The organism is Streptomyces sp. NPDC059003, assembly GCF_042740445.1.
Taxonomy (GTDB): domain Bacteria; phylum Actinomycetota; class Actinomycetes; order Streptomycetales; family Streptomycetaceae; genus Streptomyces.
Genome location: NZ_JBHYJH010000015.1, coordinates 1 through 15435 on the forward strand (window position 1 = coordinate 1; position 15435 = coordinate 15435).

9 protein-coding genes are annotated in these 15435 nt (G+C 73.6%); 6 read left to right on the forward strand and 3 right to left on the reverse strand.

The window, feature by feature from the left end:
• On the reverse strand, positions 1-1192 hold a 1192-nt coding region (locus ACFWZ5_RS09090), incomplete at its 3' end, for a GMC family oxidoreductase (protein ID WP_384890570.1).
• Positions 1193-1401: 209 nt separating this feature from the next.
• On the opposite strand from ACFWZ5_RS09090, the gene ACFWZ5_RS09095 reads away from it, so the two are divergent.
• From ACFWZ5_RS09095 to ACFWZ5_RS09105, 3 genes are all read left to right on the forward strand, one after another.
• Entirely contained in the window at positions 1402-1737 is a 336-nt protein-coding gene (locus ACFWZ5_RS09095; protein ID WP_384787632.1) for a hypothetical protein, read from the forward strand.
• Between the two features lie 208 nt (positions 1738-1945).
• A complete protein-coding gene (locus ACFWZ5_RS09100; protein WP_384787458.1) occupies positions 1946-5008 on the forward strand; it encodes a BTAD domain-containing putative transcriptional regulator in 3063 nt (1020 codons plus the stop codon).
• An 85-nt stretch (positions 5009-5093) separates the two neighbouring features.
• Positions 5094-8063, forward strand: coding sequence for a BTAD domain-containing putative transcriptional regulator (locus tag ACFWZ5_RS09105; protein WP_384787461.1), 2970 nt, complete (start codon positions 5094-5096; stop codon positions 8061-8063).
• 419 nt (positions 8064-8482) lie between these two features.
• Here the strand turns inward: ACFWZ5_RS09105 and ACFWZ5_RS09110 are convergent, their stop codons facing one another.
• Together ACFWZ5_RS09110 and ACFWZ5_RS09115 are read right to left on the reverse strand one after the other, a co-directional pair.
• Positions 8483-13057, reverse strand: a complete 4575-nt coding sequence (locus ACFWZ5_RS09110) for an AAA family ATPase (RefSeq protein ID WP_384787464.1) — start codon at positions 13055-13057, stop codon at positions 8483-8485.
• A complete protein-coding gene (locus tag ACFWZ5_RS09115) occupies positions 13029-13433 on the reverse strand; it encodes a hypothetical protein (protein ID WP_384787467.1) in 405 nt (134 codons plus the stop codon). Before ACFWZ5_RS09115 ends, ACFWZ5_RS09110 begins: the two co-directional genes overlap by 29 nt.
• Before the next feature lie 528 nt (positions 13434-13961).
• Between ACFWZ5_RS09115 and ACFWZ5_RS09120 the strand changes: the two genes are divergently transcribed.
• The 3 genes from ACFWZ5_RS09120 to ACFWZ5_RS09130 form a co-directional block, all read left to right on the forward strand.
• Positions 13962-14123 carry a hypothetical protein gene (locus ACFWZ5_RS09120; RefSeq protein WP_384787470.1) on the forward strand — a complete coding sequence of 54 codons (162 nt, stop codon included), beginning with the start codon at positions 13962-13964 and terminating at the stop codon, positions 14121-14123.
• Between the two features lie 82 nt (positions 14124-14205).
• The gene (locus ACFWZ5_RS09125; protein WP_384787473.1) at positions 14206-14688 is read left to right on the forward strand and encodes an SRPBCC family protein; all 483 of its coding nucleotides are present in this window, start codon (positions 14206-14208) and stop codon (positions 14686-14688) included.
• A gap of 28 nt (positions 14689-14716) precedes the next feature.
• Positions 14717-15435: VOC family protein (locus ACFWZ5_RS09130; protein ID WP_384890572.1), on the forward strand; the 719-nt coding region annotated here is incomplete at its 3' end.

Consider the following 15435-nt stretch of genomic DNA (forward strand, 5'->3'; position numbering starts at 1 on the left):
GCCGCATACCGGCGACGACCGCCGCCAGGTCACGCTCGTCGGTGTAGAAACCCGGATCGAGCACCGGCGCCGCACCGGGATCGTCGCTGGCCAGCCGCAGCGTGCCGCGGCTGTACGGGCGGATCGCGGAGACAGCGATGGTGTAGCCGTCCTCGGGGTCCTTGGGCGAGGGCAGATGGGAAGGCACGTCGACGAAGACGACCTGGAGGTCCGGCTCTTCGACAGCGGGATCGCTGCGTAGGAGACCGATGGCTTCGCCGTGGTTGTTGCGCCGTGGCGGCAGCGGGCGGGCCGCGCTCGACGTGACGTTGACGATCGGATGGTCGTGGAGCCGGGCGCCGACGCCCGGCAGGTCGAGGACGGTCGTGACACCCACGTCGGCCAGATGGGCCTTGGGGCCGACTCCCGACAGGAGCAGCAGCTGCGCGGAGCCGATGGCACCGGCAGTCAGGACGACTTCACCCGTGCAGTCGACGGTCACCTCGTCGGTGCCGGTGCGGTACTCCACGCCGACACAGCGCCCGCCGCTGATGCGCAGCCGCCGTACCAGGGCGTTGGTCACGACGCTCAGGTTGGGCCGCTCCAGGGCCGGCGCGAGGTAGGCGTCGGCGGCGCTCTGCCGCCTGCCGTCGACGATGTTGAGGTCCGCAAGGCCGAAGCCCTCCTCCAGGCCGCCGCTGATGTCGGCGGCCCTGGCATACCCCGTCTCCGCGGCCGCTTCCAGGCACGCTTCGATGACCGGATGCGGCGGGTTGGCGGGTCCCACGGTCAGGGGGCCGTCGATTCCGCGCAGTGCCGGATCGCGGCCCACCGCGGTCTCACAGCGCCGGAAGTACGGCAGCAGATCGTCGAAGCCCCAGCCCTTGGCGCCCTGGCTGGGCCACCGGTCGTAGCCGGAGTGGTGGCCGCGGGCGAAGACCATGCCGTTGATCGCCGAGGATCCGCCGAGCCCGCGCCCTCGCGGCAGTTGTATGGATGTGCCGGTGGCCGACTGCTCGACGGTGAAGTCTCCCCAGTTCGCGGGGGTCTGGAGCAGGGTCGGCCATGCGGGAGGCGAGGTCTGTGCGGGCAGTACCGTTGAGTCACCCGCCTCGATCAGCAGGACATGAGTGTTCACGTCCTGCGACAGCCTCGCCGCCAGCACACAGCCGGCCGTCCCCGCGCCCACGATGACGAAGTCGAATCCCGGCACGCGGTCCTCCTTCGGAGCGTCGTCACTCCTGCACGGCTTCGCCCAGCCGCTATCAGGTATCGAAGCATCACGGTCGCGCGGCGGGAAGATTGCGCGCCCTTTGATTCCGTCACCGTGATGGTCCGAAACACCGCCGACCAGGCGCCGTATCCGGGGCTTGCGCGCTACGAAACAGGTGACCAAGACTGCTTCTTCGCCGAGACGACCTCATCCAGCAGCTGATGGTCATGGTGCGCGAGAGGCCCTTGCCGGTCCTGGCCGGCCCGTCTGGCAGTGGTGAGTCCTCGCTCCTGCACGCCGGACTGATCCCGAACCTGCGCACTACTTCCACCGCCCGCTGCTCCATACGCCGTCCGACGACGGCGAAGCCCGGCCGCTGCCCAGCGCACGGCACCTCCGTCCAGGCGCCCCGATCGGTGTCCAGCCACAGCGTGATCACGCTCCGCACAGGCCCCAGTGCCGCATCGCCCTCCAGGGCGGATCGGCCTGGAGCGGCGCCGACGCCGCTGACCGCCACTGGTAGCGGCGTGCCAGTGCCTGGCTGAAATGTGCAGGGACCACGCCTGGCCCCTGACCTGCACAGCGGTCATGTCCCGACGCCAGCCCGGCGACGTTTTGAAGGGCATTGCCCAGGTACGATTCAGGCCAGTGCACGCCGTGGGGACGACGACGTGCCGAGCGCCCGGCGGGAAGACGGGGCCGGCCCACCGCACGGCATGCGCGCTTGAAGGCGTCAACGGGGTGGGGCGGAAGATGGTGACCGGGGACACCGGGCTGCGGTTCGTGCTGCTCGGTCGGCTGCGCGCGTGGCGCGGCGACAGGGAGTTGGAGCTCGGCTCCCCGCAGCAACAGGCGTTCCTCGCGGTGCTGCTGCTGCGCCAGGAGCGGGCCGCCTCCGTGGGCGACGTCGTGGAGGCCCTGTGGGGCGGGAACCCGCCACCTCGCGCCGTGGGGGCCCTGCGCACGTACGCCTCGCGGCTGCGCAAACTCCTTGAGCCGGAGCGGGCCGCGGGCGAGTCCCCCCGAATCCTGGTGTCCGTCCCCGACGGCTACGCGCTGCACGTGCCGCGCGAAGCCGTGGACCTCGCCCGCTTCGAGGACCACGTCGCCTCGGCGGGCCGGGCCCGGGCGGCCGGACAGCTCGCGGAGGCCCGCGCCCGGCTCCGCCTCGCCCTTGAACCCTGGCAGGACGACCCCCTGCCGGGCATCCCCGGCGCGGCCATGGACGCGCACCGCGCCCGGCTCGCCGACCAGCGCCTGACGGCCCTCGAATCCCGCCTGCAGCTCGACCTGGAACTGGACGGCCCGCAGTCGGTTCTCGCGGAGCTCGCCGACCTGGCCGCGCACCACCCCCTCCGGGAGCGGCTGCGCGCCCTCCAGATGCGGGCGCTGCACCGCGACGGCCGGACCGCCGACGCGCTCGCCGTCTACGACGAGACCCGCCTGCTCCTGAGCGAGGAACTCGGGCTCGAACCCGGCCGCGACCTCGCCGAAGCACGGGCACTGCTCACGGCACCGGACACCACCGGCAGCACCGGGCTCCCGGACCCGGCCGCGCCGCCGCCGCTGCCCGCCCAGCTCCCGGGCGACCTCCCCGACTTCACCGGCCGCGCCACGCTCGTGGCGGACCTGTGCGCGTTGCTGACGTCCGACCACCCCGGGGCCGCCGCCATGGTGGCGGTCTCCGGAGCCGGCGGGGTGGGCAAGAGCGCCCTGGCCGTACACGTCGCGCACCGGGTGCGCGAGTCCTTCCCGCACGGACAGCTCTACATGGACCTCCAGGGCGTCGGCGGCCACCCGGCCGACCCGGCCGCCGTGCTCGGCTCGTTCCTGCGGGCCCTTGGCGTGGACGACGCCGTGATTCCCGAGGGCCTGGCGGAACGCTCCGCGCTCTTCCGCGCTCGCCTCGACGGGCGCCGCGTGCTCGTGCTTCTCGACAACGCCCACGGCCCCGAGCAGATCCGGCCCTTCCTGCCCGTGCTGCCCTCCTGCGCCGTCCTGGTCACCAGCCGCGCCAAGCTCGCCGGGCCGGCGTCCGCGCGCCTGGTCGACCTCGACGTCATGACCCCGAGCGAGGCACTCGAACTCCTCGGCAAGGTCCTTGGCCGGGACCGCGTCGCCGCCGAGGCGGACGACGCCGCCCGCCTCGTGTCGGCCTGCGGCCACCTGCCCCTTGCCGTACGGATCGTGGCGGCCCGCCTCGCCACGCGCCCCGCGTGGCCGCTCGGCGCGCTGCACGGCCGGCTCGCCGACGAGCGGCACCGCCTGGCGGAACTGCGCGTCGCCGACCTGACCGTCGAGGCCGCCTTCGCGCTCGGCCACGCCCAGCTCCGGCCGGACCAGCAGCGCGCCTTCCGGCTGCTCGCCCTGCCCGACGGCCCGCACGTCTCGTCCGCCGCCGCGGCCGCCGTCCTCGGCCTGCCGGAACCGGAGGCCGAGGCGCTGTGCGAGTCCCTGGTCGACGCCAGCCTCCTTGAGTCCCCTACTCCCGGCCGCTACCGCTACCACGACCTGCTGCGCCTCTACGCGCGTGGACGCGCGAGCGCGGAGGAGTCCCCGGAAGGACAGGCCGCCGGTCTGCGCCGCCTCCTGGACTTCCTGGCGTCCACGGTGCGGGCCTCGCACCCCGGCGCCCTCGGCAGGGCCGAACGCCTGGGGGTGACCGCGACGGTCCCCGGGCTGTCGTTCGCCACGGCCGAGGACGCCGCCGCCTGGCTGGCCGACGAGGCACCGTGCCTGTTCGCGGCCGTGCGCCAAGCGGCCGAGGCCCCTGACCGGGCCGTCGCCCCGGCGGCCGACCTGCTGCTGATGATGGAGGAACTCCTGGAACGCGGGGGCCCCGGCCCCGAGTTCGAGCAGGCGGCCCACGCGGTGGTCTCCGCGGCGCTCCGCCAGGGCGACCGGCGCAGCGCGGGCCGCGCCTACCTGGCCCTCGGCCTCGGCTACTACTACGCCGCCCGCCTGCGTGAACTGGTCGCGGTCGGCCGCCAGGCGGTGGCGGCGAGCCGCGCGGCCGGCGACGCACTCGTCATGGCCGACGCCCTGGTGCTGCTTGCGCGCTGCTCGTACCACCTGCGCCGTTACGACGAGAGCCGCGCCCTTCTCGCCGAGGCGTCGGCGGTCTTCCAGGCGTACGCCGACCGGTTCGGCGAGGCGAACGTCCTCGGCGTGCGCTGCCGGGTGCGCCAGGCGGCGGGCGAGACGGACCTGGCGGTCGCGGACGCCGAGGAGGCCCTGGCGGTCCATCAGGGGCTGAGCGACGGCCACCGGACGGGGTTCGCCCTGTACGAACTGGGCGTCGTCCTCGACGCCGCCGGGCGGACCGCCGAGTCCGCCGGGCGCCTCACCGAGGCGCTGGCCCTCTTCGGTGACCGCCGCAACCGCCTGTGGGAAGGGCTCACCCTCTTCCGGCTCGCGGAGAACCGGCTCGCCACCGGCCGTGCCGAGGAGGCCGTGCAGCTGGCCCGGACCGCGGCCGCGACGCTGGCGGAGGTCAGGAACGACTGGGGCCGCGCACACGCCCTCGCCGTGCTCGGCTCCGCCCTCGACCGGCTCGGGGACCACGACGGCGCCCGGGCGCACTGGCGCACCGCACACGAGATCTGCGCCCGCCTGGGCATGCCGGAGGCCGACGACCTCCTCACCCTGCTCGGTGACCGGCCCCGGGCCCTGCTCGGTGACGAACCCCGGCGCCCGGACGGGTTCGAACCGGCACGGGCCCCCGACGAGAGCGGCCCGCTCTCCGCGCAGGTCGAACCCGTCACGGCGGAATCGGCGCCAGTGGAACCGGCGTCAAGAGTGATCCCTCTCCCGTGACGTCTCGCCAACTCGCCAAACGGCCCTCACACCAAGCCACAAGGCCCCCACGCCACATGGTCCGCACGTCATTTGGAGACGTCCCATGCCCCCCACTGCCTCGCCCGGCCACTCCTCCGGCCACCCCTCCGGCGGCGCATCCGAGCGGGCCGCCGCCTGCCGCTTCACCGTTCTCGGCCCCCTCCGCGTGCACGACGGGTCGGCCGCGGTGCCCGTCAACGCGCCCCAACTGCAGGCGGTGCTCGCGGTTCTGCTGCTACGGGCGCGTACCCGCGTATCCGCCTGGGAACTGATCGACGCGGTCTGGGGCGACGAGGCCCCGCCCGGCGCGACGGGGTCGTTGCGCACCCACGTCTTCACCCTGCGGCGGCTCCTCGAGCCCGACCGGGCACCCCGCGCCGCCGCACGCACGCTGTTGACGACGGGCGACGGCTACACCCTGCGCGTCGCCCCGGAGGACGTCGACCTGACGGTCTTCGAGCTCCGTACGGCCGAGGCGCTGCGGGCCCGGGCCGCAGGCCGGCTCGAACGGGCACGGTCACTGTTCGTCTCCGCGCTCGACCTGTGGCGCGGCAGACCGCTCGCCGGCGTGCCCGGCCCGTACGCCGAGGCCCAGCGCACCCGGCTCGAAGAGCTGCGCCTGGCGGCGGTGGAGGCCCGCTGGGAGGCCGAGATCGCGCTGGGCGGGCACGACAACGCCATCGGTCCGCTGCGCGTCCTCGCCGCCGAACACCCGTGGCGCGAGCGGGTCCACGAGCTCCTGATGACCGCGCTGCACCACGCCGGACGGCAGGCGGACGCACTGGAGGTCCACGCGCACGTCCGCCGAGCGCTCGCCGAGGAGCTGGGCATCCGCCCGGGTCCCGGTCTCGACCGGCTCCAGCAGCGGATCCTCACCGACGGATCCGGGCGGCAGGCGGGCGACGCCGCCGGGCCCCACGCTCCGGACCGGTCCTACGGCTCGGCTCAACTGCCTCAGGACACCGCCGACTTCACGGGCCGGAACGAAGAAGTCGACCGGCTGTGCGCCGCACTGCAGAAGGGCCGGATCGTCGCCGTCAGCGCCGTCAGCGGGATGGGCGGCATCGGCAAGACCGCCCTGGCCGTCCGCGTGGCCCAGCACATGCGCCACCGCTTCCCGGACGGGCAGCTCTACGTGGACCTGAGGGGAGCCGACCCCCGGCCCGCCGAGCCCATGGAGGTCCTCGGCCGCTTCCTGCGTGTCCTCGGCGTCCGCGCCGGTCACCTGCCGACGCTGCCCGGGGAGCGGGCCGCCCTCTACCGCTCCCTGCTCGCCACCCGGCAGGTGCTCGTCGTCCTCGACAACGCCCGCGACCCGGCGCAGGTGCGCGACCTGCTGCCCGGCACCCCCGGCAGCGCGGTGCTGCTCACCAGCCGCTCCCGGCTCGTCGGCCTGACCGGGGCCACCCTGGTGGACCTGCGGCCCATGGCGCGGTCGGAGTCCCTGGAGCTGCTGACCCGGATCATCGGCGAACAGAGCGTGGCCGCCGAGCCTGAGGCCGCCGCCGAGGTGCTCGACGCCTGCGGCCATCTGCCGCTCGCCATCCGCATCGTGGCCTCCCGCCTGGTCGCCCGGCCCGACCACACACTCGCGGAGACCGCCGCGCTCCTCGCGGACGAGCGGCGCCGCCTCGGCGAGTTCAGGACGGAGGACACCGCCGTGGAGACGACCTTCCGGCTCGGCATGGAACTCCTCGACGCCGAGCACGTCCGCGCCTTCCGCCTCCTCGCCCTGCCCGAGATACCCGAACTGAGCGTGCCCGTCGCTGCGGCGCTGCTCGCCCGGCCGGAGCGGGAGGCGGAGGAGCTGTGCGAGTCACTGGTCGACCTGAGCCTGCTCGAGTCGGTCGCCCCCGGCCGCTACCGCTACCACGACCTGCTCCGGCTCTTCGCACGTCAGACCGCACGCGCCGAACTGCCGGACCACGAGCGCACCGCCGCACTCACCCGCCTGCTTGAGTTCTGCCTCGCCACCGCCCTCGGCGCCCATCGGGCCTCGCTGCCCGACGACGTGTTCCCCGGGCACGTAGCCCCGCTGCGCTGCGAGGGCCGGGACTTCACGGGCCCGCAGGAGGCCGCCGCCTGGCTGCTCGACGCGCAGACGTCGCTCCTGGGGCTCATCGAGCAGGCGGCGGGCGACGCCGCCCTGTCGCTGACCGTCTGCGCGGACCTGCTCCTTGCCGCGGACCCGCTCGGCCGCCTCGGCGCACAGCCCTACGGCATCGAACGCGCCGCCCGGACCCTGGCCGAGGCCGCGCGCGCCGCCGGTCACCGCACCGCGGAAGCACGCGCCCTGTACATGCTGGGCAGCTCCGTGCAGCACCGCTTCGCCATGCGCCTCGGCGCCCCCTCCCTGGACCGGGCCATCGAGCTGTGCCGGGAGACCGGGGACCGGACGCTGCTCGCCCACGTCCTGATCACACGGGGCGGCGGCGCCCTCGCCCTGCGCGACTTCACCGCCGCGCACGCCCTGCTGGACGAGGCGCTGACCCACGGCAGGGCCCTGGCCAGCCGCGGCATCGAGGCGTACGCGCTCGGCTTCCTCGGCCTGGCCCTGCTGGCCACCGGCCGGGCCGAGGAGGGCCTTGCGCACTGCCGCGAGGCCGTCGCCGTCACCTGGGCGACCGGGGACGTCGCGGGCCGGGCCAACGCGCTGCACAACCTCGGCCAGGTCTGCCTGCGGACCGGGCGGACGTCCGAGGCCTTCGACAGCCTGCACGAGAGCCTGCGCCTGTGGCGCGAGACGGGCTCCCGCTTCCGCGAGGGCCTCCTGCTCGGCGCGATCGCCCAGGCCCACAACCTTTCGGGGCGGCCCGCGGAGGCCGCCGAACACGCCGCGCGGGCACGGGACATCGCCGAGGCGCGCGGCGACGCGGGCATCCTCGCCCGCGCCCTCGCCCAGCTCGGCCACGCCCACCGCGCCCAGGGCGACACCGACCGGGCCCGGGAGCACTACCGCCGCGCGCAGAGCGTCTTCCACGAACTCGGCCTGCCCGACGCGGACGACATCGCGCACCACCTCGGAGAGCTCTGAGACACGGCGATCGACGACAGCGGCCGAGCCCCGGCTGAGGGGGGCGACCGCGACCTGTCATGTGCAGCCCAAGGGAGAGCTGGAGCACCCCTTGGGGGTCACCGGGCCCGCGGCTTCCACCCCGGCGCGCGGAGCCGACCCCGTGTGGGCCACCGCACCCGCGACGCCCACCGCCAAGACCGCCGCGACACCGGCCGCCACCACAACTATTCGCCTGAGCACCATGTCCTCCAAGAACACGAACGGAACGGAACATCGACTCCCAGTAGGTCGGCCACCGGTCGACAACCGATCAACTCGCGATGAACGCGCTGGTCCGCCGGGCCGGGCAACTCGCCGATCAGAGAAGGGACTTGGGGGACCGGCTGACCCGGCTCGTGGAACACCACGCCCCCGGCGGCTGCTCGCGGGATCAAGGATCAGCCGGGACAGGTGACCTGGTAGGGCAGGCCCTCCGTGGCTCGTTGCCACTCGTCCCGGTTGAGCCCGCGGTGCACGAAGCCGCAGGCGCGGGTGCTGGGGTCGGTGACCGACTGGATGATTTCCGTTACGTCCCAGAGGAGCCCGCCCTTTTGGCGGCCGTACTCGTAGTCGAGGGTGGCGAGCGTTCCGGAAGCCGGGGACAGGGCCAGGCGGTCGAAGGGGTTGCCGGACGGTCCGGTCACGGTGGTGAGCTGTCGCGGGTTGGTGGGGACGGTGATGTCCCACAGGATCATGGTTCCGTCGTCGGCGGCGGTGGCGAGCAGGCGGCCACGGGCGCCGAAGGCCAGGGTCTGGGGGGAGTCGGAGTGGCCCGCGAGGCTTGCCAGCTGTCGGGGGCGGTGCGGGCGGGAGACGTCGTAGAGGACCGTGGCCTGCCGGTCGCCACGGGCCAGGGCCATGATCTTTCCGTCGGGGGTGAAGGCCGCGGCGGGATTGCTCGCGAAGCTGTTGTCGGCCCCACCGATCTCGGCCCGGCGCCGGGGCTTCGCCGGGGTGCGGATGTCCCACAGGACGGCCGGACCACCTGAGTCCGCGGAGACCAGGGTGCGCCCGTCGGGGCTGAAGACGACGTACTGGTCCAGCCCGCCGGGGAGGTCCGTGGTGTGGCGCGGACGGGTGGGGCGGGTGATGTCCCACAGGCTCATGACGGCGTCGTCGCTGTAAGTGTTGCCGTCGCGGTCGACGGACCCTGTGGTGCTGGTGGCCAGCCTGCGGCCGTCGGGGCTGAAGGCGGCCGAGACGATCCAGCCGTTGCGGCTGGTGAGGGTCGAGGCGTGGTGCGGGCGGGTCGGGTCGCTGAGGTCGTAAAGCCGTACTTTGGTGGATTCGTGGCTGAGCAGGGCCATCCGGCGGCCGTCCTGGGTGAAGACGGCCGTCTCGGGACGGTGGGCGGGGAAGGAGGCGAGGCGGCGGCGTCGGCCCGGATCGGTGAGCTCCCACAGGGTGACGCGCTTGCCGGAGCTGTCCGTGGTGGCCGTCAGGGCGTGGTCGTCGGGCGTGAGCGCGAGGCCGAGGACCGGGATCCCGCGGGCGGCAAGAGCGGATGTGGGATGGGGCAGCACGCGCTCGGCGGCGTCCCAGAGGGCGACCGTGCGGTCGTCGCTGCCGGTGATGACGGTGCGGCCGTCGGAGGTGAAGGCGACCGCGTTGACCGGGCCGGTGTGCCCGTTGAGCACGGCGAGCTGCCGGGGGTTGGCCGGGTCGGTGACGCTCCAGAGCCGGGCGGTGCGGTCGGTGGACGCGGTCGCGAGCGTGCGCCCGTCCGGGCTGAAGGCCAGGCCGTGCACGGGACGGGTGTGGACGCGGACCACGGACAGCTGACGCTGGTTGTCGGTGGTCGTGAGCTGGCGGATGTCCCACAGGACGACCTCGTTGCCGCTGTAGGCGACGGCGAGGGTGCGGCCGTTGGGCGCGATGGCCACCGCGTAGACCTCCTCGGCGCCCCGTCCGGGAGCGAAGCCGAGCTTGCGAGGGCGGTTGCGGTCGCGTACATCCCAGATGTACGGGGACTCGCCCGCACCGTCCACCACGGCGGTGCGGCCATCGGGGGTGAACGCGACGCCGTGGACCTGCCGATAGGTGCCGCCCTCCAGCGTGGCCAGCCTGCGCGGGCGGTCGGGGTCCGCGATGTCCCACAGGATGGCGGAGCGGCCGGCGCCGCCGGTGAGCAGGCTGCGCCGGTCGGGGCTGACGGCAAGGGTTTCGACGGTGCTGGTCGCGCCGGTCAGGGAGGCGAGGCGGCGCGGCCGGGAGACTCGGGACACGTCCCAGAGGATGATCGTGCGGTCCTCGCCGCCGGTGGCGAGAAGGGCGCCGCCGGGCGCGAAGGCGACGGCGCGGACCGGCGCGTGATGGCCGGTCAGGCGGGCGACACGGCGGGGGCGTGTGCGGTTCGTGGTGTCCCACAACAGAGTGGTGCGGTCGGTGCCCGCAGTGGCCACGGTGCGGCCGTCATCGCTGCAGGCGACGGCCTTGACGCGGCCGGTGTGCCCGGTCAGGAGGTCGGGCTCGTGGCGGCGGAGCAGGCTCGTCATGAGGCTGGCGCGGGCGTCGTCGCCGGGGCCCAGCCGCTGGGCCGCGATGCCCAGGCGCAGGGCGGTGTCCGGGGCGGTGTCGCGCAGCGACTCGGCCTGGAACACCAGGCCCCTCGCGGTGGCGGTGCGGTGCTGGGTCCGGGCCTGCTGGCGCTGCTGGGCGGCGTTGTCGAAGAGGATGCCGAGCGTGGCGGCGACCGCCACGAGCGCGCAGAGCAGCACCGCGAGGGCGGTCCGGCGCCGCCGGGCGGCAGCGCGTCGCCGTTGCCCACTGGCCCGTACGAACTCCATGGCCAGCGGGTTGCCGCTGTCCGCCGCCTCGTCGGCGGCCCAGGCCTCGGCGCGGGTGAGACGGCTTCCGGCGTAGAGCAGGGTCGGATCGCGGCTCGCCCGCTCCCAGGCGTGGGCCGCTTCCGTGAGCTGTTGTTCCGTGCGGAGCCTGGCCCTGTTCTCGTCGATCCAGCCGTGCAGTTGGGGCCAGGCGTGCAGCAGCGTCTCGTGGATGATCTCCACGCCGTCCCGCTCCACCGTGATGAGCCGGGTGTCCTCCATGGTGAAGGCCGTGAGGACGGCGGCGGCCCGCTCGGTGTCGGGGACCTCCGCGAACAGTTCGGCGCGGGTGGCCCGGCGCTTGGTCGCCTCGGTGCCCTCGCCGATGTGGACGAGGCGGAGCAGGAGGCCGCGGGCGGCGGCACGGCCCGACTGGTCCAGGCGGGACATCGCGAGCTCGGCGGTGGCGGCGAGGGCGCCGTGGATCCGCCCGGTGTTCTTGTATCCGGTGATGGTGAGGGCGGCGTCGGTGCGCTGCTGCCATGCGGTTTTGAGGGCGTGGGACAGCAGGGGCAGCCGTCCCGCGTCGTAGTGGCCGTGGCCGTGGCCGTGGCCGTGGTCATGGGGCAGGGGCGAGGCGCCCAGGTCGCTGAGGAGTACGTCGACCAGTCCGGATTCGAGGGTGATTCCGGCCCGCGCGGCGGGTTTCTCCACCGCGTCGCGGAGCTCCGCGGTGGACATGGGCCCGACGACGACGGGGTGTTCGCGCAGGGCGGGTACGAGTTCGGGGACGGCCATGCACTCCGCGTAGAAGTCGGCGCGCACGCCCAGGACGACAAGGGCGGCCGGTCCGTGCTCATCGCCGTGGGCCGCGGCGTGCAGTGCCCGTATGAAGGCGTCGCTGGCCTCGGCGCTCTTGCTGAGGGTGAAGACCTCCTCGAACTGGTCGACGACGATGACCACCGGCGTACGACAGCCCTGGCGGCGCAGTTCGGCGGGCAGGCGGAGCGGATCGTCGGCCAGCGTCGTGGCCAGGCGCGCGGCGGGGACTCCGGTGGGCCGGGCCAGGGCCTCGGCGAGCGCGGCCAGTGGGTCGGCGGTCGGGGTGAGCGGGAGCCGCGGCCAGGTGGCGGAGCGGGCGATGCCCAGCTCGCCCCGGCCGACGGCGGGCAGCAGCCCGGCGCGCAGCAGCGACGACTTCCCCGAACCGGAGGCGCCGAGCACGGCCAGCATGCGGCCGTCGTCATGGCTGCGCGCCAGGGCGTCGACGAGGGTCCGGGTGAGCGTCTCCCGGCCGAAGAACCACGGGGAGTCCGCCGTCTCGAAAGCGGCAAGCCCCTTGTAGGGGCACAGGTCCGAGTCGAGGGCACGCGCGGCGCCCGGTGAACTGCTGCCCAGGGTGGGCTGGTTCACCGGGACGGGCCGGTAGGCGGGGTTGGCTGCGACGACGAGTTCGCCCGTACGGCCTTCGCTGAGGTGCCGAGGGCGCGGGAAACCGGCGGCGGGCAACGTCTGCTGGAGGCGGCGGAAGACGTGGTCGAGGGTGAACTCGGCCGGACCGTCCGGGTCGCCGTCGGTCAGCAGGTGCAGGAGAGCGCCGCTGAAGGCCGTGTGCCGCTCGCCTTCGAGGGCAAGGGCGAGTTCGTCGCGTCCGGCCGACGCGAGGACGTACGCGCCGGAGATCCCGGCCAGCGGCATGATCTCGTCCATGCCGTTCAGGCCTGCCGTCGCCCGGCCGGAGAAGCAGCAGTCGAGGAGGACCACGAGGCGCCGGCGCGGTCCCGCGTTCAGGTACTGCTGGAGGTAGTGCCGCACGGTGGCGTAGGGCAGGGCAGTGTGGTGCAGCCGGGTGGGGCCCGGGTCGGTCGAGCGGGCCGCGAGGTGGAGGGCGCCTTCGTCGCTCAGCAGGCCGTGGCCGACGTAGTGGACCACGAGCAGGCCGACGGCGCGCTCGGCTGCGGCCGCGACGGCGTCGCCCATGTCCAGGGGCGTCGCCGGGTCCAGCGCGACGTGCACCGCCGTCGCGGGGATGCCGCAGCGTTCTCCGTAGGCCTGAGCGAGATCGGAGAGGGTGGCGGCGACGGCCGGTACGTCGGGAAGCGCGGAGCCCGGCGCGTGGCGGCCGGTGCCCAGCAGCAGCACTCGGGCGCCGGGAATGTCGCTCCAGCGGGGCGTGCCGTCACTCGCCGGGCGGCGGTCCCCCGCCATCGGGGTTCCCTCCTGGTTCCTCGGCGGCGCGGGAGAGTTCGGCGACGACCGTGCGCACGGCGGCGGCGTCGAGGCGCCGCACCCGCTCGGCCGTCACCTCGACCTCCGTGCCGTCCGGGCGGCGCAGTGTGACGGTGGTGTCGGAGGTGCGGTGCCGGATCCATGCCACCACCACTGTGGCGAGGGCGGTGACGGTGCTGGTGGCCAGGACGTTGACGACCAGGGCTTCGAGGGCGGTGCCGAGCGAGCCGGGCGGCGGCTCGGCGGCCACGCTGCGGATCTCGCCCCGGAGTTCCTCGACATCGGTCAGTCTGCGGCGCAGCTCCCGCAGATCGTCATCGCGCGCCGCTCCCGGCGCGATGATGCGGATCTCCACCCGTGCCCCCCGACGATACGGCTTGAAGTCGACTGAACACGCAGTGTATTAGGGGGAGTTGGGTGTTGGTACGGGTTCGTGGGAGTCGACCGCGCCGGGTCCACAGCGTGCGCAACACCGCGCCGGATCCCGGGCGACCGGACCCGCCCCCCTCGCCTCTTCCATCGCACTGCGCCAGGCCGTCCAGGGCTGGTGTGGGGAAGCGGCTCCGGTGTGGCATCCGGCTTGAGCACCGCCTCGTTCCAGATCGGCGGCGCTTCGGGGGGCTGTGGCCTTGTCGGCCGCGGCTTCCCGCGTGACCGCGAATGACCAGCCTCGGGCCACCGGCCGCCTTCCTCGCCTGCGTCGCCCTCGCGGCAACAGCGGCGTGCTGCGCCTGCGTCCTGCTGCGCCGCCCGCGCCCTCTGCCGACGTGTACGCCGTCGAGCTGACCCAGACCTCCATGTCCTCGTCCCGCGCATTCACGGCGAGGTCGCCACCGTGGCGAAGACCCCCTCCAGCCGCCGGACCACGTAGAAAAAGAGCGGTATGGCCAAGTACCGGAGCATGCGTATCTACTACCCCGTCTCCGTCCGGGACGTACCGGTCTCCACGCTGTCCCTGTACGACGACCCCGCGAAGAACGACCTTCACCTTCGCCTGACGGTCAACTGGTGGCACGGCAGCGGATACCGCTCACGCAACCGATGAGTTCCGCCCCGCCGCGTCGTCTGCACAGGGGAACCCGCACCCGCGGGAGGCCTCCGACGAGATGACAAGGAGCGTGCACACCGTGGACCAGGAGTACGTGAGTGCCACCCTGACCGTCGCAGCACCCGCCGCCGAGGTGTTCGCGGTACTGGCGGACCCGACGACCCATTCTGCGATCGACGGCACCGGCTGGGTCCAGGAGTCCGTCGACCGGGCGCCGCTCACCGAAGTGGGGCAGATCTTCCGGATGGACATGTACCACCCCAACCACCCGAAGGGTGACTACCAGGTGGCCAACAAGGTCCAGGCCCTCGACCCGCCGCGCACCATCAGCTGGCTGACGGGGTCGGAGAAGGAGGACGGCCGACTGGAGTTCGGCGGCTGGTTCTGGCGTTACGACCTTGCGCCACTCGGCCCGTCCGAGACCGAGGTCACGCTCACCTACGACTGGTCGGCGGTGCCGCAGTCCGTCCGGGAGCACATCCAGTTCCCGCCGTTCGGCCCTGAGCATCTGTCCAACTCGCTGGAGCACCTGGCCGGGTTGGGCGGCCAGGGTCACTGGTGACGCAGCCCCCGTGACTAGGATCGACGGCATGGCAACGCGACTTGTGCAGATCACGATGAAGGCCCAGGACGACGCGGCGCTCGGCCGGTTCTGGGCGGAGGCGCTCGGCTGGGGTACCTCCGTCGAGGCACCCGGCGTGACCAACATCGAACCGGAGGGCCTCACCTACCCCGACCCCTCCGTCCTCTACGTCGACGTCCTGCGTGTCCCGGACCCCAAGACGGTGAAGAACCGCGTGCACGTCGACCTTGCCACCACCTCCGAGACTCACCAGGCGGAGTTGGTCGCGCGCCTCAAGGATCTGGGCGCGACGCCTGTCGACGTAGGTCAGGGTGATGTCCCGTGGACGGTCCTCGCCGACCCGGAGGGCAACGAGTTCTGCGTGCTGGAGCCTCGGGAGATCTACCGGGACACCGGGCCGGTGGCCGCGGTGGTGGTCGACAGCGTGGACCCGCGGGCCATGGCCCGGTTCTGGGGCGAGGCGATGGACTGGACCCTGCACGAGGTGACCGACGATCGCGCGGTGCTGCGCTCCGCCAAGGGGGTCGGCCCGTACCTCGAGTTCCTCCGCACGCCCGGCACGAAGACGGTGTGGAACCGCGTCCATTTCGACCTCCGGCCGTACGCCGGTGACGACCAGGCGGCGGAAGTGGCTCGGCTGAAGGCTCTGGGCGCGACGCCTGTCGACGTGGGTCAGGGTGATGTCCCGTGGACGGTCCTCGCCGACCCGGAGGGCAATGAGTTCTG

What these genes read in the sequence shown, in the direction of transcription:
- ACFWZ5_RS09100 (WP_384787458.1), top strand. Translation starts at nt 1,946, where the DNA reads ATGGTGACCGGGGACACCGGGCTGCGGTTCGTGCTGCTCGGTCGGCTG.
- ACFWZ5_RS09105 (WP_384787461.1), top strand. Translation starts at nt 5,094, where the DNA reads ATGCCCCCCACTGCCTCGCCCGGCCACTCCTCCGGCCACCCCTCCGGC.
- ACFWZ5_RS09110 (WP_384787464.1), bottom strand. Translation starts at nt 13,057, where the DNA reads ATGGCGGGGGACCGCCGCCCGGCGAGTGACGGCACGCCCCGCTGGAGC.
- ACFWZ5_RS09120 (WP_384787470.1), top strand. Translation starts at nt 13,962, where the DNA reads ATGGCCAAGTACCGGAGCATGCGTATCTACTACCCCGTCTCCGTCCGG.